This is a genomic window from Streptomyces sp. NPDC051207, assembly GCF_040682395.1.
Taxonomy (GTDB): Bacteria; Actinomycetota; Actinomycetes; order Streptomycetales; family Streptomycetaceae; genus Streptomyces.
The window spans coordinates 1-26,855 of the sequence record NZ_JBFBAX010000051.1; the positions used below are offsets into that span (position 1 = coordinate 1).

The window sequence follows — 26,855 nt, forward strand, 5'->3', positions numbered from 1 at the left end:
CGACGGCCGGGCCAAGGACACCATCCAGGTCGTCGACGTCGCCCAACTCCTCCTCGACTCCGTCAAAACCCCCACCGGACAAGAACCCCCCACGGAGGCGGCAGAAGCCGAAAGCGAACCGGAGACCGAGCCGGTCAAGTAACGGCGGCGCACGCCTCTTTCGGCACCCCTCGGGACTTCAGGGACCGGGGGGTGCCGTTTCTCTGACGCGTTGGCCCGCCGAGGGCCGGGAAGGCGCCCCGGGCCGCCGCCCGAGGGCCGCGAGGGCCCCCGGGCCGGCCGGCTGAAGCCCGCACAGGCGCCCCGGGGATTCGCGGGACCCCCGTACAAGCCTTCTGTCACGGCGACGGTCTCCTGATCGCCGACCTGCCGGTGGACCCGGGGCGAACCCTGGCGAATGCGGGCTGCCCGGCGCCACATCGCCTGGGGGATGCTCGCCAGGCACCCCCCATGCCGCGGGAGACCCGCGCGCACAAGCACCTGCGGCTCCCCCTCGCGTCGGCCACCGCTGCCGCGCCGACGGGCGCTCTACTCACCTTCACGGCCGTGACCGCCACCGGCGCGGACGCCACGCACGTCGCGCGGGCCGACTCCAACGGCGGCGGAAAGGGCCACGTCACCTTCTCGGCGCAGCGCGCCCACGTGAACGGCAGGACCGGGGCCGGCCGGCTCGTCGTGCTCTACGGCACCGGCGCGACGTCCTTCGGGGCGGCCACGGTGGGCGGCCCGGCGGGCGACGCGTACTTCGGCGACGTACTGGCGGGCTGAGGCGGGCGGAAGGCGGGTCTGTCCATCCGGCAGACCCGTCAGGCATCCCCTAGGGGATGTCACAGCTCGGCAGCAAAGCCGGGCCCGGATGCCGGGGCCCGCCGCGCCACTCAGCGGAACCAGGTACGTTCGAAGGCGTGGCTGGATTCAGGATCGGACGCGGCCGGGACAACGGCGCTCCTCACGCGCGACCGCAGAACCCCCCGTACGGACAGCAGACGCCGCCGGGACCGTCGTACGGCTATCCCCCGGCGCAGCCGCCGTACCCGCAACAGCAGCAGTACGGAGGCGGCGGCGCCCCCTGGCCGCCCCAGGGCGGCGGGCACGGCGGGCACGGCGAGCCGGAGTACTTCGGCGACGGCGGCTACCCGCAGGGCGGGGCGCACGACCCGTACGCCGCGAACAACCCCGGTCACACCCAGGCCTTCGCCCTCGGCGAGGACCCGTACACCCAGGGCGGTACCTACCGCGCCGGCGCCGCCGCACCGCCGCCCGGCCCGGTCGGCCCGCGCCTGCACTGGAAGGAACTGCTGAAGGGCATCGTGCTCTCGCCCCAGCAGACGTTCCTGAGGATGCGGGACTACTCGATGTGGGGCCCGGCCCTCGTCGTGTCGTTCCTCTACGGCCTGCTCGCGGTCTTCGGCTTCGACGGCGCCCGCGAGGACGCCATCAACGCCACCCTGTCGAACGCGATCCCGATCGTGCTGACGACGGCCGTCGCGATGGTGCTGAGCGCGTTCGTGCTGGGCGTGGTCACCCACACCCTGGCCCGTCAGCTCGGCGGCGACGGCGCCTGGCAGCCGACGGTCGGCCTGTCCATGCTGATCATGTCCCTCACGGACGCCCCGCGGCTGATCGTGGCGATGTTCTTCGGCGGCGACGCGACCCTCGTCCAGGCCCTCGGCTGGGCCACCTGGATCGCGGCGGGCGCCCTGCTGACCCTGATGGTCGGCCGCTCCCACGACCTGCCGTGGCCGAAGGCCCTGGGAGCGAGCGCGATCCAGCTGATCGCACTGCTGTCGATCGTGAAGCTGGGCACGTTCTAGGACGACGCCATACGGCACAGGGCTCCCCGTATCGCACGGGGAGCCCTTTTCCGTCTCTCCCCAGGAACCTCAGGCGTCGAGAACCTGCCCGTCCCTGCGCACCACGGGCGGCAGCACGGACCACGGGAAGTTGATCCAGTCGTCGGTGCGCTTCCAGACGTACTCGCACTTCACGAGGGACTGCGACTTCTCGTAGATGACGGCGGAGCGGACCTCGGCGACGTGCTCGACGCAGAAGTCGTGGACCAGCTTGAGCGTCTTGCCGGTGTCGGCGACGTCGTCCGCGATCAGCACCTTCTTGTCGGTGAAGTCGATGGCGTTCGGGACGGGCGCGAGCATGACGGGCATCTCCAGCGTCTCGCCGACGCCGGTGTAGAACTCGACGTTGACCAGGTGGAGGTTCTTGCAGGCGAGGGCGTAGGCGAGGCCGCCGGCGACGAAGACGCCGCCGCGGGCGATGGACAGGACGACGTCCGGCACGTACCCGTCGTCGGCGATGGTCTGCGCGAGCTCGCGCACCGCCGTGCCGAACTGCTCGTAGGTCAGGTTCTCCCGTGCGGCGCTCATGCGTGCGTCCTGCTCCCGTCGTGCCGGCTCATACCTGGGTGCGGTGGAAGTTGAGGTAGGAGCGGGAGGCGGTCGGCCCCCGCTGCCCCTGGTAGCGGGACCCGTACCGCTCACTGCCGTACGGGTGCTCGGCCGGTGAGCTGAGCCGGAACATGCACAGCTGGCCGATCTTCATGCCGGGCCACAGCTTGATGGGAAGCGTGGCGAGGTTCGACAGCTCCAGGGTGACGTGCCCGGAGAACCCGGGGTCGATGAACCCGGCCGTGGAGTGGGTGACCAGCCCGAGCCGCCCGAGCGAGCTCTTGCCCTCCAGCCGCGAGGCGAGATCGTCGGGCAGCGTGATGACCTCGTAGGTGCTGGCGAGGACGAACTCCCCGGGATGCAGGATGAACGGTTCGTCCCCCTCGGGCTCCACCAGCCGCGTGAGATCCGCCTGCTCGACGGACGGATCGATGTGCGGGTACCGGTGGTTCTCGAACACCCGGAAGTAGCGGTCGAGGCGTACGTCGATGCTGGACGGCTGCACCATGGAGTCGTCGTAGGGATCGATACGCACCCGTCCGGCGTCGATCTCGGCCCGGATGTCCTTGTCAGAGAGAAGCACGCCCCGAGGATACGCAAGGCGCGCGGAGCGACCACAATCGTGACGACTCCACGCGCCGGGGTTACCGCTGGTGATGCGGTCTACCGCTGGTGATGCGGCGACACCCAGTACTGCTTCTGATGCTTCTAATGCATCTGATGCTTCTCGAGGCTGACCGGCACGGCGTTGCGGAGCCGCGCGCAACGCGGGCACCGCATCAGCCGGCCGGGGCCGAGCCGCTCGGCCTGCTGCATCGGGAACGAAGCGGTGGTGAACACGTGCCCCTCGGCACAACGGACGACGGTGCGCTCCATCAAGTCCCTTAAGTCCCTTCCCCAAGAGCCGCGTCTGGCTTACTGCCCTGACGACAAAAGCCACACTACGGGATCAAAGGGACGACTCTCCAGGCGGCACTCCGGCCCGCACGCACCCTCTCACACGCCCTCACGGTACGCCCCAACTCCCGCGCGCCGCAGCGCCGGTCCCGCCCCGGAAACGCAGGCGGACCCGCCGGCTCGAGCACAGCGGGCCCGACATGAGGTAAAGTGACCAGGCGTCCGGACACCGGTTCCCACCGGCGTCTTACGCGGGTGTAGTTTAATGGTAGAACATCAGCTTCCCAAGCTGAGAGCGCGAGTTCGATTCTCGTCACCCGCTCCATGATGAAACCCCAGGTCAATGGCCTGGGGTTTGTTTGTTGTCTAGTCCAATTTGAGGGTGGCGTGCCCTCTGCATGCCCTAAGTGCAGGCCAAATGACTACTCAGAGGACCCTGGGGCGCCGACTCGGCCTCAGTTACGCCTGGGCGTCTCGAATAGCGAGACGCATTTTGAGTGATCCCGGTCACAGGTTGAGCAAATGGTGAACAAGTCACCGTCGCAAAGTGCGACTTGCAGGATGGCGCCGAGCCTCGACGTCGCAAGCCCTGCTTCGACCGTTCTGCCCCGGCCATGCGAGCTGGTGGTTCACAATGCGCGACATGTCCCGCAGGTACAGCCGCTCTCGAAGACGCCGACCAGCGCCGCGGTGCGGGCGCTCCACGCAGAAAGGGACGCCGTGCAAGCTCCCCCAAGAAATCGGCCGGGGCTGCCGTCATCACGCGACACGGGCCGAGCGCGAAGCGGCAAAGGCGGAGGCAGAAGCCCGAGCCGAGAGGGCAAGACTGCGGGCCGAACGAGAACGGCGGAGGATGCACGTCGGCCTCGGCGTCGTCACCCTCGCCTTGCTGGTCGGCCTGGGCTCCTGCGCCTGGGACTCCTGGACGGACGAGCAGCACGAGGCCGCATGCAAGCCGCTCCGAACCAAGGCACGCAGGTTGAGCGACAAAGCGCAGGCGGTACAGGTTCCTCTTGTGCCGACCACCGACCCGAGCGTTGTCCACCTGCAACTCGGCCTCGATTTCCCTGACGGCCTCGGAGACATTGACGCTACGTCGGCCACAGAGTCGGACATCGCGACGGCGTACAGCGAAAAGCGCGACCTCGCCGGGCAGGCCGCGCAAGTCGTGCTCGATCACCGGGAGTGCTTCAGCGATCTCTACATAAGCCAAGCCTCCCGTATACGGCAGGCGCCTACAGAAGTCAGCCGCGTGGTGATGCCCGCACCCGCGCACTGCCTGGACGGGTGGCCCTCTACGTCCATCGGACAGCAAGGAGCGTGCTCCCACCACGGCGGCGTCGTTCCTGGGAGCCAGTGGGCGACGTTGCTCTTCGCCTGACCCAGGTGAGTCAACCGATCGGCGCGGATGACCGCGCCGTATCGTTCACCTGCTCTCGCTACGCGGGCACTAGGCCACCCAGCGCCTCGCGAAGGGCAGTGCCCACAACAGGGCCGGCTTCGGCCACCTGCCGGAGATCGTCGCTCTTCATATAGCGGTAGCTCTGCGGAGGATGGAAGGCACCCCTGGCGCGCAGCGCGCTGAGCGGCACGGGCTTGTCGAAAGACACGGGATCTTCCAGCGTGAGACCGCTGGCCTGGGCAGCGCCGCTCATGTAAGCGTCGTACTCGCGTCGGGTGATCCCTGTCTGGGCACGATGCGCCGACCAGACCTCGCTGGGGGAAGCCACGTGGACTGAGGCGATGCGCGCCATGCCCACCAGGGCCATGGTGGGCGCGGTCGCGTAGAGGAGAACTGGCGTTCCGGGAGGCGCGGCGACGCGTTGGCGGCGGACCTCCACCGTCTTGCTGCCGGCCAGGATCGCGGTGGCGAAGCGCGGGTGGACGGACAGCAGCATCGCGCGTTCCGGATCGCTCACGTCGTTCGGTGCCCCTCTTTGTAGATCGCCTGGAACAGCTCGTTGCTGATCTTCGATAGCGAGATCAGCGAGTTCGACGACCACGGTAGTCCCAGCTCCCTGGCCAGCGAGGTCAATCGCCGCAGCGTCACCGGCTTGGGGAAGATCTCGGTGTCCGAGAACCTCAGCGCCATGGCATGGCCGGAGGCGTCAGCGGCTTCTTGAACCTCAGCCCGACCATATACGCCCAGGTGTTCGAATTTCGAGAAGAGGGTGTCCGGTGTGTCGATGAGCACCTCGTCGAGTCGCGAACTGCCCACCACCATTTGGCCTTCGACTGCGGACTTGCCCTCGCTGACGTACCAGAGCAGGCGCGCGGGGACACTCTCCCCACGACGACCGGAGGAGCGGTAGTAGACGTGCTCCCGGCTGATGCCCAGGACGTCACTCCGCGGAACGAGCATGGCGGGGACATTGAACAGCTCGGTCGACCAGCGGGGTTTGATGGGCACCAGGAAGGACGGCAGCTCCGAGTCAATGACCTTCGCCGGCCACCATGCTCGCTCCACCACGGCAGTCACCTCGGCCGGCATTCCAGCCCTGAGCGTGGTCGTCTCCACGGTCAGCTCGCGGGCGAGCTCACCGGCCACGGCCTCCACCTCAGCGGCCGTCCCGCACACGTTCACCAGGAGGGCGACGAGTCTGCCGTCGTGCTCGAAGTACCCGTCATCCCCTGCCGCGGCCTTGGCGACCTCGGAGGGGTGGGGATCGCTGATGCAGATGATCTCGGCGCCGTAGTCGCGCCCCAGGCGCTTGAGCAAGAAGAGGAGTTGTCGTGCCAGTGTCTCTTCCAGTGGGTGGCCGGCCGTGCGGAGGACGGGGACGATCAGAGTTCGTCCGTCCAGGGCCCATGCATAAAGGGCGACGGGGCGGCCCTCGCCGTCGCGAAGCAGCTCACGGTGCCATGCGACCGTCCCCTTGTTCAGAGAGCGCAGCCGCTCGGCAAAGGCCGAGCCGTCGTCGTGACCCGACTGGTGGAAGAACGCGACCAGTTCGTCCTCCGCGCCCGGCGCCACCTCGCTGGACCTGAACTCCGTGCCCATCAGATCGGCGGGACGGTACATCTGAGCCTGTCGCAGCTCGTCCACGTGCAGAGTCACCGTGGCCGGTGATACGACGCGGACGCGGGCAACCTCCCACGCTACGTCGGCCAAGCGGGCAAGCAACGGGTCTCGCGTCGCCAGGACTTGCAATCCGGCACACGACGTCTCGGCTATGTACTGCAAACAGCGCCGTAGCTCTGCGTCGACGGTCAGGTCGGGCAGCGCCTGCGTGGCGGCCTGGAGCAGTTCAGCGCTTCGCTCGTCTACAGCGGCCGGGATGGGGGACAGCTTGCGCAGGCCGGTGAGGGCCGCCCGCTGGTGCTGGCGCTCGGCCGTGTCTGTGAGGTCCCGGATCTCGTGGACGAGCTGAGGTGTGTAGGCGAGCTCGACGAGATCCGTCATCCAGCCCGCCTCCAGCGCACGGGACTCCTCAGCCTCGGCCGTGTCGGCGAGGCCGCGCAGATCGGTGAATACGCCGTGGTCGACTGTCACCACCAGCAGCGCGTCGCTCTCCACTTCGGCGAACAGGTCCGGATGCCCGAGGTCCAGCCACCATCCGTCGAGGATTTCGCCGTCCCGACCGCGCCCTCGAACTTCGCCGTGCGGCACGAAGCCCAGGCTCCGCCACATTGCGCTGAGGTCGTAGTCCCGCCGGCACTTGGCCTTGATGCCGAGCCGCTGTGGGTACCGCCCCTTGATCTCGTCAACCAGCATGCGCGCAATACCCCTGCCGCGCTGCTCTTCCGCCACGCACAGGTGGGCAAGGCGTACGTGCGCGCTCCTCTTCGGCAGCCCGAACAATGAGTACCCGATCACCTCATCCGCTTCAACGGCTACCAGCAGGCCACCGTCCTCCGCGTGTTTGCGGTAAGCAGGCGGTGTCAGCAACCCCAGCGTCTTGGTGTAACGATCACCGAGCGCCACCGCCTTGTCGATCAGCTCCTTCTGTCCAGGCGAGACCAACACCAACTTGATCGCCATTGCTCCCCCTCCACTTGGTCAGCCGTTGCCGACCACTGCTCCCCTGACAGCACATACGGGGAAAGCTGATCTCAATCACGGCCGTCCCCAAAGGGGGCACGAGGGGCGCACGGTGCTGTAGAGGCCGTTACTAGGCAAGGCAGGCGGCCTGGCCCGGCCAGAGAGGATCTCCGGCCGAGCCGCGGTCCACAGGTCTTCATGCCTCCCGGGAGCGCCGTTGGCCAGCGGATGACTCGCCGAGCTGCTGCCGCACTTCGGCATCAATTCCCTGGGCAAGCTTGCGCTGATGCTTCGCCGTCGAGTGCTGATAGATCAGCTGGGCCCGCCCCGAGGACTGGCCGGCGCGGACCATGAGGTCCTTCAGCTTGGCGCCAGTGTCGGCGGCGAGGGTATTGCCGGTGTGCCGGAGGTCGTAGAAGCGGAAGTTGCCCGGCATCCCGACCTTGGTCCTCGCCTTGCGCCACTTGCGGCCGAAGGTCGAGCGGCGGAAGGGGGCGCCCTTCTCGCCGACGAAGAGGAGGCCGTCCGGCTCCTTCTCCGCGAACCACTGCAAGTGCCGGCGCAGCTCCGGGAGCATGAAGTCGGGCAGGTACACGGTGCGCTTGCCCGCGCGAGACTTGGGGTCGCCGGTGACCCGCCTGCCGTTCGTCAGCTCAGGGGACGCGTGCGTGACACGCAGCGAGCATTCGTCGAGATCGACACTGTGACGGCGCAGTTCGGCCAGCTCCTCCGGACGGAGGGAGGCGAAGGCACCCAGCAGGACCATCAGGCGCCAGCGCGGGCCCATGGCGTCGGCCAGGTCGAAGACCTGCTCGACGGTGGCGGTGGGGCGCTCGTCGGCCTCCTCCTTGCCTGCGCCCTTGATGCGGCACGGGTTGGTGCGCAGGAGGTCGTCGTCCACCGCCGTCTGAAAGATCGCCTTCAGCAGCCGGTACGACTTGGCGACCGTGGTGGCGCCGGTCGCCTTCAGGCGCTCGGCCCGCCACGTGCGGACGGCAGGCGGGGTGACCTCGTCCAGGTCCTTGCCGCCGAACGTCGGCAGGATGTGCCCGCGCAGCAGACCGCCGTAGCGGTCGACCGTGGTCGGGGCCAGGCTGCGCTCCTCCATCCAACGCAGTGCGTACTTCTCGAAGTTGACCGCGCCGGCGTCCGGGTTGAGCCAGGTGTTGCGCTCGATATCGGCGCGGACCAGGTTGAGCCAGTCCTGGGCGCCGGACCTGGTCTCGAACGTCTCCGGTGCGGTGTACCGCTGACCGTCGGGGCCGATGTAGCGGGCCTGCCACCGCCCAGAGGGGAGCCGCCGTACCGTGCCGAACTCGCGCCGCCGCTGCGGCTTGCGTCCCGCCATCAGGCCGCCTTCCCGTAGCGGGCACGGCTGCGGCGGACCGGCTCGACGGTACGTGCGTCGACGTACTCGGCGACCGCGCTCTCGGGGATGCGCACCGGGCGGCCCAGCTTGACGTAGCGGATGCGGCGCTCGGCGATCAAGCGGCGAACGAAGCGCTCACCCGTGCCAAGCAGTTCGCCGGCTTCGGCCACGGTCAGGAGGCGGTCAGCCATTCACAATCACCTCCTTCGCGGTGCACTGAGAGTGGGGGTGGGCAGGGAGCATTGCAGGTCGGCGCAAGGGCGATGCGTCCTTTACTCGGGGAAGCGGTTTGGGGCAGCAGTCCGGGCCAGTGGCAGGCGGGGCCTATGCGGCTTGAAGCCCGTGGAGAAGTACCAGGGGCGAGACCCGGAGGGCCTGGGCGAGGGCGACGAGGTCGTCGATGTCGCAGCGGCGCTGGGCGCGTTCGATGCGGGACAGCATCGTGTTGGACATCGGGCGGCCGAGGGCGGTGGCGCGGGCGGCGAGCTCGCGCTGGGCGAGGCCGCGTTCGGTGCGGAGGATTTCGATGGTGCGGGCGGTTCGTATTCCGGCCGGACCGATTTCCAGGGATCGTGCTGCCATAGCTCCATTTGTAGCTTCCAATCGCCGGTTTGGTTAACCGGCGATCGTCGGCTATGTTGCGCCCGGCGCAGCGGCCGGGACCTGCCTGCGGGCTGGGTTTCGAGCATCCGGTTGGCGGTATCTTCGCCAGCCCAGAAACATGATCTGACGTGGGATGTTGTGTTGTAGCTTGCGCTCACAGCGGGAGTCAACGGGTTCTCGATGTGATGCTTCTGGCTTCATCTGACGGGGCATTATTTCGGCAACCGGCGATTCCGGTTTATAGTTTTGGTCCCTCGCTCGCCGTAAGCGTTCGCCGTCAGCTGTCTGATTTCTCGGCGGAATGCTGGACTTGTGCGGCATGGATGTGGCTGTCTTGGCCATACGACGCCACCAGCCTCCCCCGCGCCTTCGGGCCGGGGCTGTGTGCCACCCCCTCCCTGTGCACCGCCCGTCGAGGGCCGCCCGCACCTCCCCGCCCTTTCCTAGGAGCCGCCGCCTCATGAGCCACGACGCCCGCGAATGGGTGTGGAACAACAGCCACAGCAAAGGCACCGCCCGCCTGGTCCTCGCTCTGATCGCCGACCGGTGCATCGACCGGCGCTGCATCGCGTACGCGTCCGTGCCCACCCTCATGAAGCGCGCGAACGCCTCCCGTACCGCGGTGCGTGACGCACTGGCCAAGCTGATCGCCGGCGGGGAGCTGGTCCCACTCCCCGGGCGCAAGGGGCCACGGGGAGAGATGTACTACCACCTGCCGGGCGCTGCCCGGTTCCTCGCCGAACAGGCTGCCGAGGGGGATCAGGATCTGACCCTCCCGGGGGGTCAGAATCCGACCCACGGGGGCCCGGAATCCGACCCTGCCGACTCCTTCGACGGGGGGCCGGAATCTGATCCCCCGGTACGGAATGCGACCCCCAGGGGGGCCGGATTCAGACCCTCAGGGGGTGCGGATTCCGACCCCCAGAACAGAAGAGAACCGAAGGTGAACGGTAGTAACAGCAGCAGCTCTGCCCCGCTCATCTCCGCCACCGACTGGCAGATCGACGACGACGCCCGGGCCTGGCTGCAGGACCACGGCCACCTCGCCCGACTCGGCGAGCACGCCCTGCACGCCGCCGACGAGAAGTGGCGTACCTATCGGGCCACCTGGGATTCCCGCACCGCTGCTGCCTGGGCTGCCGACTGGCGCTCGTGGATCGCCCGCGAGCGCACCCCCACCCCTGGCCGCCCCAACCTCTACGCCCTGCCCGGCGGCCCGCCCACCTCGACCAGCGGCATGACGCGCTCCGAGGCGCACATGGCCGCCCTGCTCGCCGCCCTCGACGAACCGACCGGATCGTAAGGAGTAACCACCCCTGGAGCGCAACGAAATCGCCGCCGTCCTCGCCTACGTCGGCCGCCTGGACCCGCGCACCATCCGCACCGGTCCGGGCGAGGCCCGTGACCAGATCGCCCAGTGGCAGGAGCTGCTGTACGACGTGCCCTTCGCCACCGCCCACGGCTGGGACGTCCGCGAGGCGATACGGTCCCACATCCTCGACTCGCCGTACCCGATCCTCCCGGTGGACGTCGCCCGCAAGTGGCACGCCACCGACGCGACCGCCTCGCCCGGCACACGGACCCCACACCGGCTGCCGACCCGGACGATCCGGCCGCCTGGCGTGCCGAGCTGCTCCGGTCCCGCGACGCTGTCGCCGCCGGTCTGGCCGCTCCTTCGACGTACCGGCAGATCGTCAGCGGTGGCCAGCCCCGTGACGTCGAGGAGCGCTTGCGCGAGATCGGGTCGTGCAGCCCGCCGACCGTCCGCGCCGAGCTGGCCCGCTACCGTCCGACCAGCGCCGCGCGCGAAGCTGCCGACACCAGCGGCGTCCCCGACGCGCTCAGCGTCCGATGCGAGTGGTGCCACGCACCTGCGGGTGCCCCGTGCCGTCAACGGCGGACGAACCCTGACGGCACCGCCAGGGGCAACGCCGTACGTGCGACTCCCCACCCGTCGCGCATCGATCTCGCCACCGCCCGGCTCGACCGACAGCGCGCTGCATGACGCAGCCCCGCCTCGCTCCTCTCGCAGCTGCTCCGTCCTACGACCGATCGGTCCCGGACGAGCCGCACGCGATTCGACGAGGACATCCTGACGACCGCGTCCCGGGGACCGAGCCCGCGAAGTTCGGGGACCGAACCTCGGTCCCCGACGGTCCCCGCGATCACGATCACCTCATGGCGGGGACGGTGGCGCGCGGGGACCGCATCGCGGAGACGGTGACGACGGCACACTGGGGACCGAGAGGGAACCGGTCCCCGAGGAAACTGCAGCTCAGATGGGGTTTCGTGCCGGTCCCCAGAGCGTCCCCAGCGAGGGGGACCGTCCCCGCAGCAGCCCATTCCGGTCCCCCTCGGGGACCGCGACCGTGCAGGGAACGGGACGGTCCCCGTGACGACGTGTCAGGGGGGCCGTCCCCGATGAGCGTCGCATCCCCGTCCCCAAGCGTTTGGGGACCGTGCACCGCAGCGCAACGGGGACCGGTCCCCGTTGTGCTCTCTGCAGCCATAGCCCCAGGCCCGACAGCGCCGACCTCGGTTGCCTTGGTCAGATCTCGTCCCACAGCCGCCGAATTGCTCCGGCCACGGCACTCGTCCGCCGTCGGTCGACGCCCCAGCGGCTCAGCTCCCCTTTCCGAGTACACCCTGGAGAACCACTCGTGCACGACCGACGCCACGAACACACCAACCGGCAGGAGACTTCCATCGCCCCAGACAACCGCGCAGCAAGTTGGAGGTTCGGACACTCCCCCGCGGGGGGAGCGCCCGGACCCGACCCCGCCCCGGGGGTGGCGGGGCCTGTCCGGCACCAGGGGGCACCGGACGGGAAGGCTGCGACCGAGGGTGGACCGCAGCCAGGCAAGGCCAGCCGCAAGGGCAAGGCCAGGAAGGGGAAGTCGCGTCCGCGTGACAAGAAGCAGCGCCCCGCTCACAGCGTCCGCCTCAACGAGCTAGAACTCGCCGTCATCCAGTCCGGAGCCGACCACGTCGGCATGAGCGTGGCAGGGTTCCTGGCCCACTCCGCCCTGGCCGCTGCCCGCGACCAGTCCCGCACCGCAGCGGCCATCGCCACCGAGCGGGACATCCTGACTGCCCTGTTCGGTGTGCGCCGTCAGCTCGGCTGGGCGGGCAGCAACGTCAACCAGGCGGTCAAGGCACTCAACTCTGGTGCCAGCGCACCGCACTTCGCCGCCGCCCTCGCCGACCTTCAGCGTGCCGCACAGGCCGTCCAGCGGGCAGCCGAAAGGGTCGCCAACGGGCAGGAGGGGCAAGCGGCTTGATCCCCCGGATCCACCAGCAGGGCAGCAACGCCCTCGGGCTCCTGCACTATCTGTACGGCAAGGGCACCCATGAGGAGCACATCGACCCGCACCTGGTCGCTTCCTTCGACGGTATGGCTCCCGACCCCGGCCGCGACCCCTCGGTCACGAAGAGGGACCTCCAGCGCCTCCTCGACCAAACGCTGTCCCTGCTCGACGCGAGCCAGCGTCCCGACAGACACGTCTGGCACTGCTCGGTGCGCGCCGCGCCCGACGACCCGATCCTGTCCGACGAACAGTGGGGCGACATCGCCCGTCGCATGGTCGCCGCCACCGGCATCGACCCTGGTGATGGCGCCGCTGCCGCTGGGCCGCCGTCCGCCATGCCGACGACCACATCCACATCATCGCCACCCTCATCCGCGAGGACGGCCGTCGCCCCGACCACCACCGCTCCGGTAAACGTGCCCAGGCCGAGTGTCGGCTGATCGAAAAGGAACTCGGCCTGCACCAGGTCGCGCCCGGGGACGGCACCGCCGCCAAGCGGGCCACCAGCGCGGAGCGGCATAAGGCCGAGCGGCAAGGCAGGGAGCGTCCGGCGCGGGAGGAGCTGCGGGAGACCGTACGGCGCGCGGTGGCCGGCGCGACGAGCGAGGAGGAGTTCTTCGACCGGTTGGCCTCCGCCGGTCTGCTGATCCGCAAGCGCATCGCGCCCTCCGGCGACCTGCTCGGCTACAAGGTCGCGCTCCCCGATGACCGCAACGGCGAGAAGGAGCCGGTGTACTACGCGGGCTCCACGCTCGCACCCGATCTGTCCCTGCCCCGCATCCGCGAACGCTGGACGCTTCCCGCGGAGGCCGCTTCGGCGGACGGCTCACGGGCGGAGCAGCCGGCCCTGCCGGACGTGACAGGTCCCGCGTTCGCGCGACGCCGGGCCACCGCCGCTACCTGGCAGGCCCTGCTGATCATCGACCACGGTGACGACAGTGCAGCAGCGGCCCAGATCGCTGCGGCGGGTGAGGTCCTGGACGCGCTGGCCAAGACCTCCGCCGCCCACACCCGCGCTGAGCTGCGCGAGGCGGCCTTCGTGTTCGAGCGGGCCAGCCGCTCCCACGTGAAGGCTGTACGTGGGCATGACCGCGTTCTGCGCCAGGCCGCCCGCGACCTCGTCCACAGCGGACCCGCTCTGGGCCGCGGCGAAGACGGCGCCACCACCGCCATGCTCATCGACATGGCCTTCTTCCTCGCCATCACCGCGGCGAACTGGCACGCGAGGAAACACCACGGCCAGCAGGCCGCAGCCGCCCAGCAGGCGGCCGAACACCTGCGCGCCGCCTACCAAGTCGCCGCAGATCAGCCCATGACCGTCCTCCGCCAGCGAGGCCAACGCCTGGTCCCGCGTGTTCGCCAGCAGCAAGCCGACCTCCTGCACCAAGTGCTGCCGGACCTGGCCGCACGGGTCCAGACGGAGCCCGGCTGGCCCGCCCTGGCCGCCACCCTCGACGACGCCCGCAGAGGCGGCAATGACCCGGCGGCACTGCTGGCCGACGCTGCCCGGCGGCGCGAGCTCGACACCGCGATCTCGATCAGCGATGTCCTCGTCTGGCGGCTGCGACGCAGCGCCCACCTGCCCGCCGCGCCGGAAATCCCCCAGGACACGACCACCCGAGACAAGCACCGCGCCCCCTCCTCTGCGCCCACCGCACAACCCACGAACGGGGCAGCGAACGGCACCGCCCGTCGGCGCTGACCGGACAAGCGCAGGCGGAAGGTAGCCGAGGATCCCCGGTTACGGAGACCGGGGATCCTCCGGAGCATTTGGTGTCCAGACGCCCCCCGCCACGTCCTTGGCGCCGTCTCCCCACCGCAGTCGAGCCCGCGCCGCGCCTGCCGCCGGCTCGCGTCCGACAAACACGCCAACGCGAGGGCCCTCACCCTCGCGACCCACACCGTCTCGACCAAGGCACCTTCACGTCATGCCCCGAGCACCACCTGCCCGCACGCCCCCGAGCCGCCCACCCAGCACAAACCGATCTCACGGCACTACACAAGGAATCACCCATGCCCGAACTCTCCCTTCGCCCCGACGTCGTTGTCCTCCTCACCGAATGGGACACCTTCCGCCGCGACCCCGATCTCCTGTACCGCCGCGACGGCAGCCCGTTCACCCCTGCCGAACACGGCCTCATCTACACCAGCACCCAGGAAGAGATAGACGCCGCGATCGCGCAGAAGCGGCTGGCGAACGACTTGGTGCACGAACACCGGGCCCTGCAGCAAGCCCTCGTCAACATGTGCACGAAGTACGTCGACCCGCTCCCCGACGGCACCCTGCCCAGCAATGTCTACGCCCTCATGACCGACGAGGACTACGCCGAATGCGGGCGCCTGGTCGAAGCCCTCCGCGCGCCAGACCCCTTCCGATACCGCTACCTGCACGAACAGGACTGACAGCCCCACTGGAGTGGCTGCCAAGAAGCCTCGCCCACCCGGGCCCAGGCAGCAGACGCCCGCCAGGCTGCACAAAACCCTGCGGCACCGCTTCGGCAGCGGCCCCAGACGTGTCTGCGCTGATCAGGCTTCGGCCGGATCCTCCTGTGGCTCAGGCTTCTCAGGGACGGTCGCCGTGTGAATACAGCGGACCATGGCCCCCGTGTCCGTCTCGCGCAGCCCCTGGTGGTCACACTGGGGGCAGGCGCTGATCACGGAGCGGTCCCGCACTCGCTTGACCTCAGCATTCAACTGCCTGAGCACTGCCAGCGCAGGCGGCTGTTGGTGCCAGCGCGGCGGGTCGTACTCCGGGATGGCATGGTGGACCTCGATCGCGGTGTCGATCTTGTTGTTGAGGATGGTGACCGCACCAGAGGACGCCTCGGGCGGGCCCATGTGCGCGTTGCGCTCTTTCCAAGCCGCCGCCGAGTCCGCTGCCCGCCAGGCGAAGCAGATCATCTGCCCCGACGTGTATCCCGCCGCGAATCCCTTCCTGACGATGTCGGCCAGTTCCTGGCGCCGGCCTTCAGGCACGGCGGGGTAGTCGTACTTCTTGGTCAGAAGCCCGTCGAGGTAGGAGATGACGTTGATGATCTCCATGCGGTCGACGAGCTCGGCCAGTGCCTGCCGGTCGTCGTGAGCTTCCTGGCCGGGAGCGGTCATGAAGTGTGCCCTGACAGCCCGCGCGTTGGCTGTGGCCGTCGGGCTTCCGCCTACCAGGCGCCACTTCACCTCCAGGCCGAAGAAGCGGAGTTCGCCGTCCTCCTCGGAGACGTCGAATGCCTTCCTCGGCGTCTCCGAGGCGATGGCGACCAGGTGGGCACGGTACAAATCGAGAAGGGCCTCTGTGTCCCTTTCTGTGTCGCCTGTCCATCCGAGCGAGCCCAGGTCGGCCATGCTGGGCAGGGGCTTGCCAGGGTTGTAGGCGGCGTGATTAACCAGGACCAGGTACAGGGCGAGAGCAGTCGGACGGCCGTAGGGCAGACGGCTCGTTGATCCGTCCTTCGCCTCTTCGTCGACGAGGGCTGCGGCGATAGTCCGCGCCTCTTCCTCGGCCTTCAGCTTCTCCCGTTCCCTCTCGACGCGCGCCGCCTGCAGTCTCCGCTCGCGCTCACGTTCCTCGTCCTGCCGCTGGACGTCGCTGCACTCTGGACAGAGGTACCTTTCGTTGAGCCGGTCCAGGTACTTGCCGCCGACCTTGACGGCCCACGACCGGTTGGTGACTCGGATGGGTTCATCACAGTTCCGACAGAGCGACTTGAGCAGAACGGCGTGGGAGACGGACGTGGCCGTCGCTGCAACCCATTGCTGGTCACCAATGCTCCCCACCGTGCGGGCCCAGGTGCCCTCCTCAGTGATCTCCCAGTACTGGGCAGCAACTTCCTGTGCCTGCTTGGGACAGTCGGCCTTGATGACGGCGCGAATGCGGGGCTCGCCGGGTGGGAACTCGATGATCAGCGGGGATGGGGCAGTCAGCTTCTTCTTCGCCTGTTCCCGCTGGCGACGGCGTTGGCGCTTACCCATGCGACTCACTCTGACTCATGTCATCAGATGATCTCTCATGCCGGACACGCCAGTGGTCGTTTTCGGAAGTACGAAAGGGTGATTGGGCGCCCTGCAAAGTGACGCACCGGACCGGTGGCGGCGTGCTTGAACGACCTCCGGCCGGTGGCGTGCGTACACCCCTCCAGCTTGGAGCACGGCCATGGAACGCCTGGGTGGGGCCGGAGTCGTCGGACGAAGTGCAAGGCTTGGCGGCGTCCGCGTTCTCGGTGCGCGGTAGCGTCTCTGTGAGGCCAAGGGAGAGGGAGCACGCCGCATGCCGCAGCCCATGGGTACCACGGACCGTCAAGCCGAGCATGGGCTCATCCTGGACTTCGCGGGGGTGTTGACCGCTGATCCGCGTTCCGTGCACCGCGTTTGGTGCGAGTCGGAAGGGCTGCCCCCAGAAGCATGGCGTGCCACTCTCAATGACCACCCTGAAGGCCGGCGGTTGTATGCGGCGCTGGAAGTGGGTGAGATCGATCAGGCGGAGTGGAACAGGCGCACTGCGGCTCTTCTCGGTGCGCATGTCGCACCGGACAACCTGATGGGGCGCGCCTGGGCCGCGGTGCCCCCAGCTCGGCGCATGGCCGCGCTCGCACGAGCTGCCAAGGGCGCGGGGTACCGTCTCGCTCTCCTGTCGAACAGCTTCGGCATGAACCCCTTCAACCCGTATGAGCAGGCAGGCATTTGGGGCCTGTTCGATGTTCACGTCATCTCCGAGCAGGTCCGCATCGCGAAGCCCGACCCTGCCATCTATGAGCTGACGTTGGAGCGTCTCGGGCTTCCTGCGCAGGCGTGCGTGTTCGTCGATGACCACCCTCGGAATCTGCCACCTGCCGAAGCCCTGGGCATCACTACCGTCCTGGCGACGGATGAATCCACAACAGTGGCCGAGCTTGAGGCACTGCTCGGAGTGAGCGCCGCGCTTTCCGTCTAGCGGCGACTTCCAGCCAACTCACTGTGCAGGTGGTACCCATGGGTGTTGCCGGTCGTAAGGCAGTGGGTACGGTCCGTGCCTGGCCGGTCGGGGAGGAGTTGCTGCCATGCAGTGGTCCGAGTACAGCACCGCTGAACGCATCAAGAGGCTGCGCGGCCCCATGACACAGGAGCAGTTGGCAGAAGCCGCCAACGTTTCCGTGGGTGTCGTGCGGAAGCTGGAACGGGGCGGCACCGCTTCCCTTCCTTCGCTTCTGTCCATCGCCTCCGCCCTCGGGACGGACATCGCCGTCCTTCTCGGCCAGCAAGCGCCCCGTCGCGCCATGGACCGTGACGAGCGCGCAGCACTGCGCGCACTGTCCGCTGCCACGCACGATGCCGCGATCGGCATCCCCACCGATACCGAGCCGGGCACCGTCGGCGAGCTCCGTGGTGTCGTTCGGCGCGCTGACACGGCCTACTGGGCGGGCCGCTACACCGAACTCGGTGCGCTGCTCGGCGCCTTGCTGCCCGAAGCCCGCACCCGATACGACGTGGCGGAAGCCGACGAGCGGGAGGCCGCGGCCGGCGTCCTGGCCGATGTCTTCCAGACTGCCGGGATGGCCGCGAACGTGTGGGGTTCGCGGGACCTGGCCTATGCGGCGCTCACCTACGGTCGGCAGATCGCCGTACAGGCCGGCGACGATCTTCGGGATGCCCACCTCGCCGCCACAACGGCGTGGGTGAATCTCCGTGACGGGCGGACCGTACAGGGCTTCGCGCTCGCCGCCGCGCAGGCCGACCGGATCGAGCCGAAGATGTCCGAGCACGATCCGGACCGGCTGTCGGTGTACGGGCAGCTCGTCACGAATGCTGCTGTAGCCGCGTCCCGGGGTGGCGCCTCGCCGGATACCGCGCGGGAGTACCTCTCGCAGGCGCATGCCGTCGGCGCCCGCCTCGGCGCGGAGCATGCTCGTGGGCGGCATGCCCAACCCTTCGGGCCGCTCTACGCCGCCACCCAGGCGATGAGCATCGCCGTAGCCCTCGGCGACACCGGCGGTGCGCTCAGACTCATGGACACGATCCAACTGGACGACACGGTGCCCCTCGCCACTCGGGCCCGGTACGGCCTCGACGTGGCGTTGACGCACGTGGAGTGCCGTCGGTGGGACCAGGCTGCCGACACCCTGGAAAAAGTCTGCGGCATGGCGCCGGGGTGGGTACGGCACCAAATGCTGCCCGGAGTGATCATCTCTCGCCTCGCCGGCGTGTCCGTCGCGCGGCTCCGCGGGCTCGCCCACGCAGCCGGTGTACCCCTCGCCGTCCGCTGACTGCCCACCGCCACGCCCCGTAGCAGCCCCGGAAGCCGCCATCAGGCCCACTGCCACGCTCCATGGCAGTCCTGCCGCAGGACGACAGCGCAGCAGCACGGGACATGGCAGCCCAGCGCCACGCGACTTGCCGGCGCCGCCACGAGCCGTGCCTGTCCCGCGCACAGGATCGACAGCACGCTGAGCGCATGCCGAAATCCCCATCCGGCGGCATCGGGCACGTGCCGGTCGCCGTCTACTCCTGTGCGGCCGAGTCGGCCGCTATCCGCGAGGCCGAGCGGCGTGCACGCCATTACGCCGACGCCCGGCACTGGCATGTGGCCGGCACCTGGTCCGATGACGACCCGAGCACGCCCTTGGACGCCCGCCCGGCTTGGGCGGCCGTCACGAGCGCACTGTCCTCCGGTCTGATCCGCGGCATCGTCGTCGCCAGAATCACCCACCTCGCCGAAGACGCCGGTCAGTTCGCTGCGCTCGGCGTCCTCATCCGTGACCGGGGCGGCTTCCTCGCCGAGGCGACGTCACCGCCGGCCCGCCAGACGCCGGCGCAGCACGAACGCCGCCGCATCCTCCTCGAAGCCTCCTCGGGCTGGTGGCTGTGGGGCGACCTCGTGCCGGGAGCCGCCTCGTGACCCGGGCACGGGCGGAGGTCGGTGACCTGGTCGAGGACGCAAACGGACGTCATGCCATCGTCACCGACATCAGGCAGGGCACCGACTGGGTCCTGCGTCCGGAGTCGGGCAGCCCCACGACTGAGTGGGAGACGGACGAGCCCGGCACCCTCGACGTCATCGAGACGCGCGCAGACCGCCTGAGCCGAGAGAAGACCATCTGATGCGCAGCCGCCACAAGCCCCGTGGCGGGGCCGTTGATTCCGTCGAGCGGTTCTGCGTCGGCGTGTGGTTCACCGGCCACCTCGCTGCCGCAGTCACGCTCGGCACGCTGATTACCAACGACCATCAGGACCTCGCCACCAGCCAGCGGCCGACGGTCAGCCAACCGGACGCCAGCCCGGACGAGGCCGACCGCGCGTTCTAGCCCCCCTGCGCTTCGCTGCCAGCTCAGCCGCTGGGCGGGCGCTGACGGCTCACAGCTCATCACCAGATCACTTCCCCAGACCACGCCCGGAAGGCGGACCCGCCGTGTACGCATTCGGCATCTGCATCGACCGGCACTACCTCACCCCCGGCCTCGCCACGATCACTTCCCTGGCGGACAGCCTCAGCCCCCGCGCCCGCAAGGCGGCAGCGCTGCGCTTCCTCACCTTCGACCTCGGAGCGCCCCAGGTGCAGCTCCTGGCCCACCTCGCCAAACGGGTCGGCTTCGGCTCCTTTGCCCTGGCCCGCCGCTCCCCGCTGCGCTCCGCGCGGATGGTGGACACCTCGTACATCACGGTCACCACCTATCTGCGCTTCGAGTTCGCTCCTGAGTTCGTCCGCCGCCCGTACCTGATCTACGTGGACGCCGACGTCCTGGTCCGCGGCGACCTGACCGCCCCGCTCGACGCTCTCCGCCCCGGCGAGGTCGGCGCCGTACGCGACGAGTTCAACCCGGCAGTCGGCCGCTGCCCGGCCCTACCGGGCGCCGCGGAACGCTGGCCGCGTCTGAGGGACCGCCCCTACTACAACGCCGGTCTCCTGTGGGCTCACACCGCCGATCTGCCGCGTATTCGCCACGGTGTCGAGCAGGCCCTGGGCAGACATCGGCAGCACATCCTCCACAACGACCAAGACGCCCTGAACCTGTGGCTCCTCCACGCCGGCCGCGTGCGGGCGGTCGACGCCGCGTACAACCGGTTCGAGGTGGGCCGGTACCTCGAACGCAGTGACTGGGTACGCCGCGTCGTCACCCGCCCCCTGCGACCGGATCCGGCCGCCCGCCTCATCCACTTCGTCGGCCCGGAGAAACCTTGGCAGACGGACTGTCCCGATACGGACGACGTGCGGGAGTACCGCACTGTCCTGAAGCGGGCCCTGCGGCACGTCCGCGCGCTGGGCGCCGCACATCCCGAGCCGGCGGGGCTTCGATGAGCGCGCCGCCCGCGATGGTCTCCCGCGCGTGCAGCACCCTGCTCGGAACACCCGCCCGGACCGCGGAGCGCTTGTCGGCGGCCTCCCGGACGGCCGTGTTCCGGGTCGGCCTCCGCGACGGCCACAGCGTGATCGTGAAGCTGTACGACCACACTGCTCGCCGCAACGCGCTGACCGAGGCCGCCGCCATCCGTGCGGCTGGTGTCGCTGTGCCTGTCCCGCAGGTGCTCGGCAGCGGCACCATCTCCAGCGAGGGGGCCACCGCGCTCATCACCTCTGACCTCGGCGGACACACCCTGGGTGCCACCGTGCGCTCCGGTGACATCCCACATGCCCAAGCCCTCAAAGACCTCGGTGGCCTTCTCGCTCGCTTGCACCGAGCACCGGTCGAGCAGACGGTGCCCCGCCGCCCGTTCTTCGACTCGGTCTCCTCCCTGGCCCGCCGCTGCCCACCCGACCTGCTGAACCGGATCGGCCCCGCCCTCGCCGTCATCGCCGACACGCCGGAGCGAGCACCCAGCGTGTGGTGCCACGGCGACATCCACTTCGAAAACGTCGTCCTCTCCGGCCCGCGCGGCACGCGCTACCTGGTCGACTTCACCGATGCCGCGCCGGGCCGGCGGGAGGCAGACGTCGCCCACGCCCTCGTCATGACCGCGGCCCACACCCCATGGGACCGCCGCACGCTGCTCGACGCCTACGCGGCGCCCCTGGACAACACCCGGCTCTCGGCCTGGGTGGTCGTTCACACCGCCCGCTGCTGGGTCCACGCCTCGCCCGGTACCAGCCGCCGCTTGTGGTCGGACCGCCTGACCGACCTGACCCGTCAGACACCGCACCTCTTCCGCACGCTACGCAGCGAAGGGACACCTCGATGACCAGCCCTGGACTGACGGTGGTCATTCCAGCCCACAACGAAGCCACCTACCTGCCCCGCTACCTCCCCACCGTCCTCGCCTCCCTCGAACGATGGCAGGAGACGAGCGGCGAACGAGGAGAGGTGATCGTGGTGGACAACGCCTCCACCGACGCCACCGCCGACATGGCCGCCTCCTACGGCGTCCGAGTGATCAGCGAGACCGTCCGCAACATCGGCCGGGTACGCAACACCGGCGCGGCTGCCGCCGAAGGCCGCAGGCTCTTCTTCACGGACGCCGACGTCGCCCTGCCCATGGAGGCGATCACCGCCGCGGCCACCGCCATGGACAACGGCGCCGCCGGCGGGGCCATCCCACCCCTCTACACACCCAAGCGGCTCGGCGCACGACTGCTGTGCGCCTACTGGGACTACTACCGCACCAACCACGGCGGCGCACAGGGCGTCGCCCAGTTCGCCACCGCAGCAGCATTCCGCGCGGTCGGCGGATACCGCGACGACCTGTTCATGAGCGAGGACGTCGAGTTCTTCCACCGTCTGACGGCCCACGGCCGCATCAAGAACGCACCGGTCGTGATCCTCGACGAGCTGCGCGTACGCCCCTCCACCCGCCGTTACGACCAGTGGTCCAGCCTCCGGATGCTGTGGTGGCAGAACCCCGTCACCGCCCGGCTGCGGCTCAACTCCCCGCGCATGTGGCGCCACTGGTACCAGACCACCGTCCGATGACCCCGGAGCCCGCCATGACCGTGACGCTGCCCGTACCGGATGCGGAGGGGATCTACACCTTCCCCGACGACCTCATGCACGTCCACCACCAGTGGACCGAGCACCTGTCCGAACGCCACCGCGCGCAGGACCGCCAGATCATCGAGCTCAGGGCGCCGCACAGCGGGCACCGCTACTTCATCGAGATGCGGCGCCCGGCCGGCCGCCCGGTGCTCGCCATCGAACCGCACCACGACGACTTCGCCCTGTCCGCCTCCGGAACCTTCCTGGGCCATCCCCGGCCGCTCACCGTGGCCACGGTGTTCACCCGCTCGACCAGCGTCCACCCGACCCTGGAGGACACCTACGGCACCGAGACCGTCGTATCCGACCTGCGCAGCCGGGAAGGCGCGGCTGCCCTGGCGCCCTTGGCCGCCGACCGGATCCTCCTCGGCCACAAGGACGCCGAGCCCCCATACCACCCCTTCGACCAGGACCGCCTGGACCGGATCACGGACGAACTCCGCGAGATCGTCGAAGCCCACCCCGACGCCGAACTCCTCGCCCCGGCCGCCGTCACCCGCCACCCCGACCATCTCCTCGTGCACGCGGCAGCAGTACGGCTCGGATGCCGCTGGTTCTGGGAAGACCTCGGGTTCTGGGCCACCTACGCCCTGGCCGGCTGCGACCAGCACCTCTTCCGAGCGCGTACCGGCCACGCGCTCGTACCCGAGCTGGTCGACATCACCGACGTCGTGCTCGACAAGGTCACGGTGCTGCACATGCACGGCTCTCAGATGCACCCTGCCCGGAAGATGTACCGGCCGATCCGGCACGCATGGACCACGGCGGCCGACCTCCTGAGCGGCACGGGGATGTTCGCGGAACGCTTCTACCGGACGGAGTCTCTATGAAGATCATCGCGCTCGAAGGCCCCTCGTACGCCGGGAAGTCCACCGTCATTGGCCACCTGCGCACGCGCGGCATCGAGGAGCGGGCCTTCGTCTCGGACTGCTACGTCCAGCACATCGACCGCCGCGCCGACATCCCGCCCGCCCGCACCGCATCCGCAGCCGAACAGCTCGTCGCGTTCGAGACGTTCATGGGCATCGAAGGCGCTCGCGTGCGCAAGGCACTCGTCAGCGCCAAGCCCGTCGTCCTCCTGGACCGTTCGGTGGACACCCTCCTGGCCCACGCGCACGCGCTGGACGCCCTGTTCGGCTACGACGTCCACCACCGTCTGCGCGACCGCCTCCAGGAGCTTCCTTTCCTGCGCCCCCACCACACCCTCTACCTCGACGTGCCGGCCGAAGAGCTGGCCCTGCGACGCAAGGCGGCCGGGCACACGGCGGCCGAGTCCGAGTACTTCCTTCACGAGCCGGTGTTCCTCGCCCACGCTCGGGACTACTTCGTCTCCGCAGGGCAGCCACCCGTGTCGAGGGAAGTGACCGTCATCCCCGCCGACACCAATCCCGATGCGGTCGCGCATGCGGTGGAGGCCCTCGTCACGTACTGGACCAGGTGACCGACTCATGCCCACAGCCCTCTTCGCGTGGCGACGCACCCCACCGCCGTTCCTCATCGGCGGAGCCGAGGTCACCCAGCAACTCCTCGCCGAGGAACTCGCGGCAGCCGGATGGCGCATCATCTACCTCGGCTCCTACCAAGCGCCCTGGGACCAGGCCCCACAGACCGCCCAGATGCGGACCTTCCTGGACGAGCACGACACCGCGTACGAGGAATCCCAGGAGGAGCTGCGCTACAGCTGGAACGGAGTGGACTGCCTCGCCGTACCGCAGCAGAGGATCACAACAGCTCTCCGGAGCCTGCTGACCCAGGCACGACCGGATGTGGTGTTCACCTCACAGGAAGGCGCGGCCGACATCGCCGCTCAAGCCCGGCCCGCCGCCCTCGTCGCAGGAATCCTGCACTCGATCTCCAAGACGGGACTCGGGATCCTCTCCGGCAGCCCTCACCATGGTCTGGCCGTCTCCGAATTCGTTCTCCGGCAAGCGCCTCCGACCGACGGCACGCGGCTGTCCGTCCTGTACCCGCCCTTCACACTGTCGGAGCCGGGGCACCACCGGCGTGGGCGAACCGATGCCGTGCTCATGGTCAACCCGATCCCGCCGAAAGGCGCCGACCTCCTGCACCAGCTGATCCGTCGCATTCCCGAACAGCACTTCACTCTGGTCGAAGGCTGGTGGAACACCGCCGAGCAGTTCGCCGGCTACCCCAACGTGACCTATGTGCCCAGGGTCTACGACATGAGTCCCCTCTACCGCAGCCACCGCCTCCTGCTCGTGCCGTCCGCGGTGGGAGACGCCTTCCCCCGCGTCATCATCGAAGCCGCGCTGCACGGGACTCCGAGCGTCGGCAGCGACCGGGGCGGCATCCCGGAAGCCATAGGCGACGCGGGCATCGTGCTTCCCGCCGAGGCCGGCGTGGAAGAGTGGGCGCAGGCCATACGCACCGCTGACCACCACACCCTGGGGGAGCAGGCGCGGCGACGAGCGATGGCATTCACCCGCCCCCGCCTGCCGGACCTCGAACGCCTCGGGATCTACCCTGCGGCGAACGCGTCCTCGACCTGATCCAGCCGGTCAGTCCACCAGTGCAGCAGCGCCTCGTCCGCGGTGAACAGCTCATCGAAGGAGAAGTCACCGCGGTCGTAGTGGAACTCCAGCTGCCAGAAGTCCGTCATCCGCTTCCACCACAGCCGACGAGCACCGTCCACCAGCGCAGACGGCTCCAGCGGTACCACCGACCGATACCCGCCGACGAAGGCAGACACCCGCGCCAGGTCGAACACCCCGCCCACTCCAAACTGCACCTGCGCCGTCCGTACGACCTCTTCCGCGTACGGGCGCACCGCGATCCGGTCCCAGTCCAGGACGGCGGCAAGTGCCCCGTCTTCCCAGAGCAGATTGCGGTACTGCACGTCGCCATGCGTCCACCCGTGGTCACCCTGAGGTGTCGTAGATCGCGGACGGTGATCGGCGTGCTTGAAGATGAGGGCCTTCCGGTGGTCCAAGGCAGCAGCGGCTGCTTGGTCGAAGTCGCTGCCGGTGCCCTTGTCGCGTACGGCTACGGACAGCCGCTCGGCCTTCGCCACCGCTCGCTCCGGCGAGGTGATGTCCGCGATGATCGTTTCGGGCACCCCTGGCAGCAGCCCTCGGCCACAAGCCCTGCTTAGGCTCACGTGCAGGCGCCCCAGGTGCGCGCCCAGCGCACTCACCAGGGCCGGGCTGAGGTCGACACCTCGGACATGTGAGCCGGCCACCCACGGGAACAGGCACCAGGCGCCACCTCCGACCTGCGCCACCAGCGACCCCGAGGCCGTGGGTACTGGGGCACTCACCGGGACTCCGTCGGCGGCGAGGGCCGCCAGCACCCGGAGATTCCGCTGCAACCGCTCCAGGGAGACATCCGTGACCCGCTTCAAAGCGAACTGCCCGACCGGGGTGTCCAGCTTCCAGTTCGCGTTCATCAGCCCGTCAGCGAGATAGCGACGCTCCCGTACGTCCTCTAGAGCGTAGGCATCGATCAACTCTGAGAGCACACTGTCAGCGATATCGCTTCGGGCCGCCACGGTGGCATCAATCACCCCACGGACGATACGCGAGCACACCCCATCCGAGCACGACGATCACCGGGCGCCTGCAACTCTTCCCGGCACTTCCACCGCCTTCGTCAACGCGGCGGACCTCGGCCGCTCCTTTCGGTGATCGCAGGGCTGATCAGCTCCGACGAGGCCAACCGCGTGGCGAGACTCGCCACGTGGCAAACACGACATGGGGCAGCCCCGGTTCCTCGCCGGACAAACGTGCCGACCCAGCAGAGGGGACCTCGATCGGCACCGGCCGCGTACAGTTCTCACTCGCGCGCTGGGCGCTCGCGCCTCGAACGACCTGGCGAGCACGCCGCCTGGCATCTGAGTTCGGCCCGGGCATGGACGGCCGCACGGCATGGGTGATGGCACGGCTGGCGCGACATCCGGAAGAGCAGGCGTACGCGATGCGGCACCTGGAGGGCGAGGAGAGCGGCTGCTAAGAAGGCGGACGCTCGCCTCCAGCACGTATGCCCAGGTCAGGAGCTATCCGACTCAAACTGTGCCATCGCTTCCCAACCGAGAGCGCGAGTTCGATACTCATCAACCGCTGCGGCAAAGAAACCCCCAGGTCAGTGGCCTGGGGGTTTGTTTGTTGTGCATTCCGAAGAGGCGCCGCACCGACTACCGTCGCGCGGCCAGCGAGCGGACGTTCTCCAGCAGCGCGTGCAGCACGAACGGAGGCTCCGTCATGACGGTCCGGGTGGTCTCCAGGTACGTCGCCGAGTTCTTCCCGTCGACGCCCTAGCTGTGCTGTTCGGACAGGTTGGTGACGCGGCTGGCTGGTGGGTGGCCGCCGATGCCGGTGTGGGGTCGGTGGTAGTTGTACCAGTCCA

At 69.1% G+C, this 26,855-nt stretch carries 28 protein-coding genes, 1 tRNA gene and 2 pseudogenes; 21 read left to right on the forward strand and 10 right to left on the reverse strand.

The annotated features are described in order from the left end of the window. Positions 1–450 precede the first annotated feature (450 nt). Both AB0M97_RS29390 and AB0M97_RS29395 read left to right on the forward strand, forming a co-directional pair. Positions 451–768: a hypothetical protein gene (locus tag AB0M97_RS29390; protein WP_365964020.1), complete on the forward strand. Its 318-nt coding sequence runs from the start codon at positions 451–453 to the stop codon at positions 766–768. A gap of 56 nt (positions 769–824) precedes the next feature. Then, positions 825–1,814 carry a Yip1 family protein gene (locus tag AB0M97_RS29395; protein WP_365964021.1) on the forward strand — a complete coding sequence of 330 codons (990 nt, stop codon included), beginning with the start codon at positions 825–827 and terminating at the stop codon, positions 1,812–1,814. 69 nt (positions 1,815–1,883) lie between these two features. Here the strand turns inward: AB0M97_RS29395 and AB0M97_RS29400 are convergent, their stop codons facing one another. From AB0M97_RS29400 to AB0M97_RS29410, 3 genes are all read right to left on the reverse strand, one after another. Continuing rightward, a complete protein-coding gene (locus AB0M97_RS29400; RefSeq protein ID WP_365964022.1) occupies positions 1,884–2,381 on the reverse strand; it encodes a phosphoribosyltransferase in 498 nt (165 codons plus the stop codon). A gap of 28 nt (positions 2,382–2,409) precedes the next feature. Next, positions 2,410–2,985, reverse strand: a complete 576-nt coding sequence (dcd, locus tag AB0M97_RS29405) for a dCTP deaminase (protein ID WP_365964023.1) — start codon at positions 2,983–2,985, stop codon at positions 2,410–2,412. Between the two features lie 125 nt (positions 2,986–3,110). Continuing rightward, positions 3,111–3,278, reverse strand: coding sequence for a hypothetical protein (locus AB0M97_RS29410; RefSeq protein ID WP_365964024.1), 168 nt, complete (start codon positions 3,276–3,278; stop codon positions 3,111–3,113). A 272-nt stretch (positions 3,279–3,550) separates the two neighbouring features. Here AB0M97_RS29410 and AB0M97_RS29415 point away from each other — a divergent pair. Beyond that, positions 3,551–3,624: transfer RNA gene (locus tag AB0M97_RS29415), tRNA-Gly, on the forward strand. Positions 3,625–4,152: 528 nt separating this feature from the next. Further along, positions 4,153–4,680, forward strand: coding sequence for a hypothetical protein (locus AB0M97_RS29420; protein WP_365964025.1), 528 nt, complete (start codon positions 4,153–4,155; stop codon positions 4,678–4,680). Positions 4,681–4,738: 58 nt separating this feature from the next. Here the strand turns inward: AB0M97_RS29420 and AB0M97_RS29425 are convergent, their stop codons facing one another. The 5 genes from AB0M97_RS29425 to AB0M97_RS29445 form a co-directional block, all read right to left on the reverse strand. Next, positions 4,739–5,218, reverse strand: a complete 480-nt coding sequence (locus AB0M97_RS29425; protein WP_365964026.1) for an ASCH domain-containing protein — start codon at positions 5,216–5,218, stop codon at positions 4,739–4,741. Further along, a complete protein-coding gene (locus tag AB0M97_RS29430) occupies positions 5,215–7,281 on the reverse strand; it encodes a GNAT family N-acetyltransferase (RefSeq protein WP_365964027.1) in 2,067 nt (688 codons plus the stop codon). Before AB0M97_RS29430 ends, AB0M97_RS29425 begins: the two co-directional genes overlap by 4 nt. Before the next feature lie 196 nt (positions 7,282–7,477). Next, a complete protein-coding gene (locus tag AB0M97_RS29435) occupies positions 7,478–8,629 on the reverse strand; it encodes a site-specific integrase (RefSeq protein ID WP_365964028.1) in 1,152 nt (383 codons plus the stop codon). Next, positions 8,629–8,841, reverse strand: coding sequence for a helix-turn-helix domain-containing protein (locus tag AB0M97_RS29440; protein ID WP_365964029.1), 213 nt, complete (start codon positions 8,839–8,841; stop codon positions 8,629–8,631). The genes AB0M97_RS29435 and AB0M97_RS29440 overlap by 1 nt, the downstream gene beginning before the upstream one ends. A gap of 133 nt (positions 8,842–8,974) precedes the next feature. Next, positions 8,975–9,232, reverse strand: a complete 258-nt coding sequence (locus AB0M97_RS29445) for a helix-turn-helix transcriptional regulator (RefSeq protein WP_365964030.1) — start codon at positions 9,230–9,232, stop codon at positions 8,975–8,977. Between the two features lie 481 nt (positions 9,233–9,713). Between AB0M97_RS29445 and AB0M97_RS29450 the strand changes: the two genes are divergently transcribed. The 5 genes and pseudogenes from AB0M97_RS29450 to AB0M97_RS29470 all read left to right on the forward strand — a co-directional run bounded on the left by AB0M97_RS29450 (position 9,714) and on the right by AB0M97_RS29470 (position 14,964). Then, the gene (locus AB0M97_RS29450) at positions 9,714–10,556 is read left to right on the forward strand and encodes a helix-turn-helix domain-containing protein (protein ID WP_365964031.1); all 843 of its coding nucleotides are present in this window, start codon (positions 9,714–9,716) and stop codon (positions 10,554–10,556) included. A 13-nt stretch (positions 10,557–10,569) separates the two neighbouring features. Further along, positions 10,570–11,258: pseudogene (locus tag AB0M97_RS29455) on the forward strand (hypothetical protein). Positions 11,259–12,246: 988 nt separating this feature from the next. After that, positions 12,247–12,534, forward strand: coding sequence for a mobilization protein (locus tag AB0M97_RS29460; RefSeq protein WP_365964032.1), 288 nt, complete (start codon positions 12,247–12,249; stop codon positions 12,532–12,534). Continuing rightward, positions 12,531–14,263: pseudogene (locus tag AB0M97_RS29465) on the forward strand (relaxase/mobilization nuclease domain-containing protein). The gene AB0M97_RS29460 and the pseudogene AB0M97_RS29465 overlap by 4 nt, the downstream one beginning before the upstream one ends. A gap of 311 nt (positions 14,264–14,574) precedes the next feature. Next, on the forward strand, positions 14,575–14,964 hold the full coding sequence (locus AB0M97_RS29470; RefSeq protein WP_365964033.1) for a hypothetical protein: 390 nt from the start codon (positions 14,575–14,577) through the stop codon (positions 14,962–14,964). Positions 14,965–15,087: 123 nt separating this feature from the next. On the opposite strand, the gene AB0M97_RS29475 is transcribed toward AB0M97_RS29470, so the two are convergent. After that, entirely contained in the window at positions 15,088–16,527 is a 1,440-nt protein-coding gene (locus AB0M97_RS29475) for a hypothetical protein (protein ID WP_365964034.1), read from the reverse strand. 295 nt (positions 16,528–16,822) lie between these two features. On the opposite strand from AB0M97_RS29475, the gene AB0M97_RS29480 reads away from it, so the two are divergent. The 11 genes from AB0M97_RS29480 to AB0M97_RS29530 all read left to right on the forward strand — a co-directional run bounded on the left by AB0M97_RS29480 (position 16,823) and on the right by AB0M97_RS29530 (position 25,003). Continuing rightward, positions 16,823–17,485, forward strand: a complete 663-nt coding sequence (locus AB0M97_RS29480) for an HAD-IA family hydrolase (protein ID WP_365964035.1) — start codon at positions 16,823–16,825, stop codon at positions 17,483–17,485. A gap of 106 nt (positions 17,486–17,591) precedes the next feature. Beyond that, on the forward strand, positions 17,592–18,794 hold the full coding sequence (locus AB0M97_RS29485; protein WP_365964036.1) for a helix-turn-helix transcriptional regulator: 1,203 nt from the start codon (positions 17,592–17,594) through the stop codon (positions 18,792–18,794). Between the two features lie 188 nt (positions 18,795–18,982). After that, entirely contained in the window at positions 18,983–19,426 is a 444-nt protein-coding gene (locus AB0M97_RS29490) for a recombinase family protein (protein ID WP_365964037.1), read from the forward strand. Further along, the gene (locus tag AB0M97_RS29495) at positions 19,423–19,629 is read left to right on the forward strand and encodes a hypothetical protein (RefSeq protein ID WP_365964038.1); all 207 of its coding nucleotides are present in this window, start codon (positions 19,423–19,425) and stop codon (positions 19,627–19,629) included. The genes AB0M97_RS29490 and AB0M97_RS29495 overlap by 4 nt, the downstream gene beginning before the upstream one ends. Further along, positions 19,629–19,832, forward strand: coding sequence for a hypothetical protein (locus AB0M97_RS29500; RefSeq protein ID WP_201826416.1), 204 nt, complete (start codon positions 19,629–19,631; stop codon positions 19,830–19,832). Before AB0M97_RS29495 ends, AB0M97_RS29500 begins: the two co-directional genes overlap by 1 nt. A 104-nt stretch (positions 19,833–19,936) precedes the next feature. Beyond that, positions 19,937–20,824, forward strand: coding sequence for a glycosyltransferase (locus tag AB0M97_RS29505; RefSeq protein ID WP_365964039.1), 888 nt, complete (start codon positions 19,937–19,939; stop codon positions 20,822–20,824). 14 nt (positions 20,825–20,838) lie between these two features. After that, entirely contained in the window at positions 20,839–21,702 is an 864-nt protein-coding gene (locus tag AB0M97_RS29510; protein ID WP_365964046.1) for an aminoglycoside phosphotransferase family protein, read from the forward strand. Beyond that, positions 21,699–22,430, forward strand: coding sequence for a glycosyltransferase (locus AB0M97_RS29515; RefSeq protein ID WP_365964040.1), 732 nt, complete (start codon positions 21,699–21,701; stop codon positions 22,428–22,430). Before AB0M97_RS29510 ends, AB0M97_RS29515 begins: the two co-directional genes overlap by 4 nt. Further along, a complete protein-coding gene (locus AB0M97_RS29520; RefSeq protein ID WP_365964041.1) occupies positions 22,427–23,323 on the forward strand; it encodes a PIG-L family deacetylase in 897 nt (298 codons plus the stop codon). The genes AB0M97_RS29515 and AB0M97_RS29520 overlap by 4 nt, the downstream gene beginning before the upstream one ends. Continuing rightward, entirely contained in the window at positions 23,320–23,934 is a 615-nt protein-coding gene (locus tag AB0M97_RS29525; RefSeq protein ID WP_365964042.1) for a hypothetical protein, read from the forward strand. Before AB0M97_RS29520 ends, AB0M97_RS29525 begins: the two co-directional genes overlap by 4 nt. A gap of 7 nt (positions 23,935–23,941) precedes the next feature. Next, complete coding sequence (locus AB0M97_RS29530; RefSeq protein WP_365964043.1) at positions 23,942–25,003, forward strand: glycosyltransferase family 4 protein; 1,062 nt, start codon at positions 23,942–23,944, stop codon at positions 25,001–25,003. On the opposite strand, the gene AB0M97_RS29535 is transcribed toward AB0M97_RS29530, so the two are convergent. Then, positions 24,973–26,016: a phosphotransferase gene (locus AB0M97_RS29535; RefSeq protein WP_365964044.1), complete on the reverse strand. Its 1,044-nt coding sequence runs from the start codon at positions 26,014–26,016 to the stop codon at positions 24,973–24,975. The genes AB0M97_RS29530 and AB0M97_RS29535 overlap by 31 nt on opposite strands. Positions 26,017–26,189: 173 nt before the next feature. Between AB0M97_RS29535 and AB0M97_RS29540 the strand changes: the two genes are divergently transcribed. Next, a complete protein-coding gene (locus AB0M97_RS29540; protein WP_365964045.1) occupies positions 26,190–26,462 on the forward strand; it encodes a hypothetical protein in 273 nt (90 codons plus the stop codon). Positions 26,463–26,855 lie beyond the last annotated feature (393 nt).

Bases quoted from the DNA above. Each gene is read 5' to 3' on its own strand.
- AB0M97_RS29390 (WP_365964020.1), top strand. From the start codon at position 451: ATGCCGCGGGAGACCCGCGCGCACAAGCACCTGCGGCTCCCCCTCGCG.
- AB0M97_RS29420 (WP_365964025.1), top strand. From the start codon at position 4,153: ATGCACGTCGGCCTCGGCGTCGTCACCCTCGCCTTGCTGGTCGGCCTG.
- AB0M97_RS29400 (WP_365964022.1), bottom strand. From the start codon at position 2,381: ATGAGCGCCGCACGGGAGAACCTGACCTACGAGCAGTTCGGCACGGCG.
- AB0M97_RS29430 (WP_365964027.1), bottom strand. From the start codon at position 7,281: ATGGCGATCAAGTTGGTGTTGGTCTCGCCTGGACAGAAGGAGCTGATC.
- AB0M97_RS29460 (WP_365964032.1), top strand. From the start codon at position 12,247: ATGAGCGTGGCAGGGTTCCTGGCCCACTCCGCCCTGGCCGCTGCCCGC.
- AB0M97_RS29450 (WP_365964031.1), top strand. From the start codon at position 9,714: ATGAGCCACGACGCCCGCGAATGGGTGTGGAACAACAGCCACAGCAAA.
- AB0M97_RS29470 (WP_365964033.1), top strand. From the start codon at position 14,575: ATGCCCGAACTCTCCCTTCGCCCCGACGTCGTTGTCCTCCTCACCGAA.
- AB0M97_RS29525 (WP_365964042.1), top strand. From the start codon at position 23,320: ATGAAGATCATCGCGCTCGAAGGCCCCTCGTACGCCGGGAAGTCCACC.
- AB0M97_RS29515 (WP_365964040.1), top strand. From the start codon at position 21,699: ATGACCAGCCCTGGACTGACGGTGGTCATTCCAGCCCACAACGAAGCC.
- AB0M97_RS29500 (WP_201826416.1), top strand. From the start codon at position 19,629: ATGCGCAGCCGCCACAAGCCCCGTGGCGGGGCCGTTGATTCCGTCGAG.
- AB0M97_RS29410 (WP_365964024.1), bottom strand. From the start codon at position 3,278: ATGGAGCGCACCGTCGTCCGTTGTGCCGAGGGGCACGTGTTCACCACC.
- AB0M97_RS29480 (WP_365964035.1), top strand. From the start codon at position 16,823: ATGCCGCAGCCCATGGGTACCACGGACCGTCAAGCCGAGCATGGGCTC.
- AB0M97_RS29445 (WP_365964030.1), bottom strand. From the start codon at position 9,232: ATGGCAGCACGATCCCTGGAAATCGGTCCGGCCGGAATACGAACCGCC.
- AB0M97_RS29490 (WP_365964037.1), top strand. From the start codon at position 18,983: ATGCCGAAATCCCCATCCGGCGGCATCGGGCACGTGCCGGTCGCCGTC.
- AB0M97_RS29440 (WP_365964029.1), bottom strand. From the start codon at position 8,841: ATGGCTGACCGCCTCCTGACCGTGGCCGAAGCCGGCGAACTGCTTGGC.
- AB0M97_RS29485 (WP_365964036.1), top strand. From the start codon at position 17,592: ATGCAGTGGTCCGAGTACAGCACCGCTGAACGCATCAAGAGGCTGCGC.
- AB0M97_RS29475 (WP_365964034.1), bottom strand. From the start codon at position 16,527: ATGGGTAAGCGCCAACGCCGTCGCCAGCGGGAACAGGCGAAGAAGAAG.
- AB0M97_RS29510 (WP_365964046.1), top strand. From the start codon at position 20,839: ATGGTCTCCCGCGCGTGCAGCACCCTGCTCGGAACACCCGCCCGGACC.
- AB0M97_RS29435 (WP_365964028.1), bottom strand. From the start codon at position 8,629: ATGGCGGGACGCAAGCCGCAGCGGCGGCGCGAGTTCGGCACGGTACGG.
- AB0M97_RS29395 (WP_365964021.1), top strand. From the start codon at position 825: ATGTCACAGCTCGGCAGCAAAGCCGGGCCCGGATGCCGGGGCCCGCCG.
- AB0M97_RS29530 (WP_365964043.1), top strand. From the start codon at position 23,942: ATGCCCACAGCCCTCTTCGCGTGGCGACGCACCCCACCGCCGTTCCTC.
- AB0M97_RS29520 (WP_365964041.1), top strand. From the start codon at position 22,427: ATGACCCCGGAGCCCGCCATGACCGTGACGCTGCCCGTACCGGATGCG.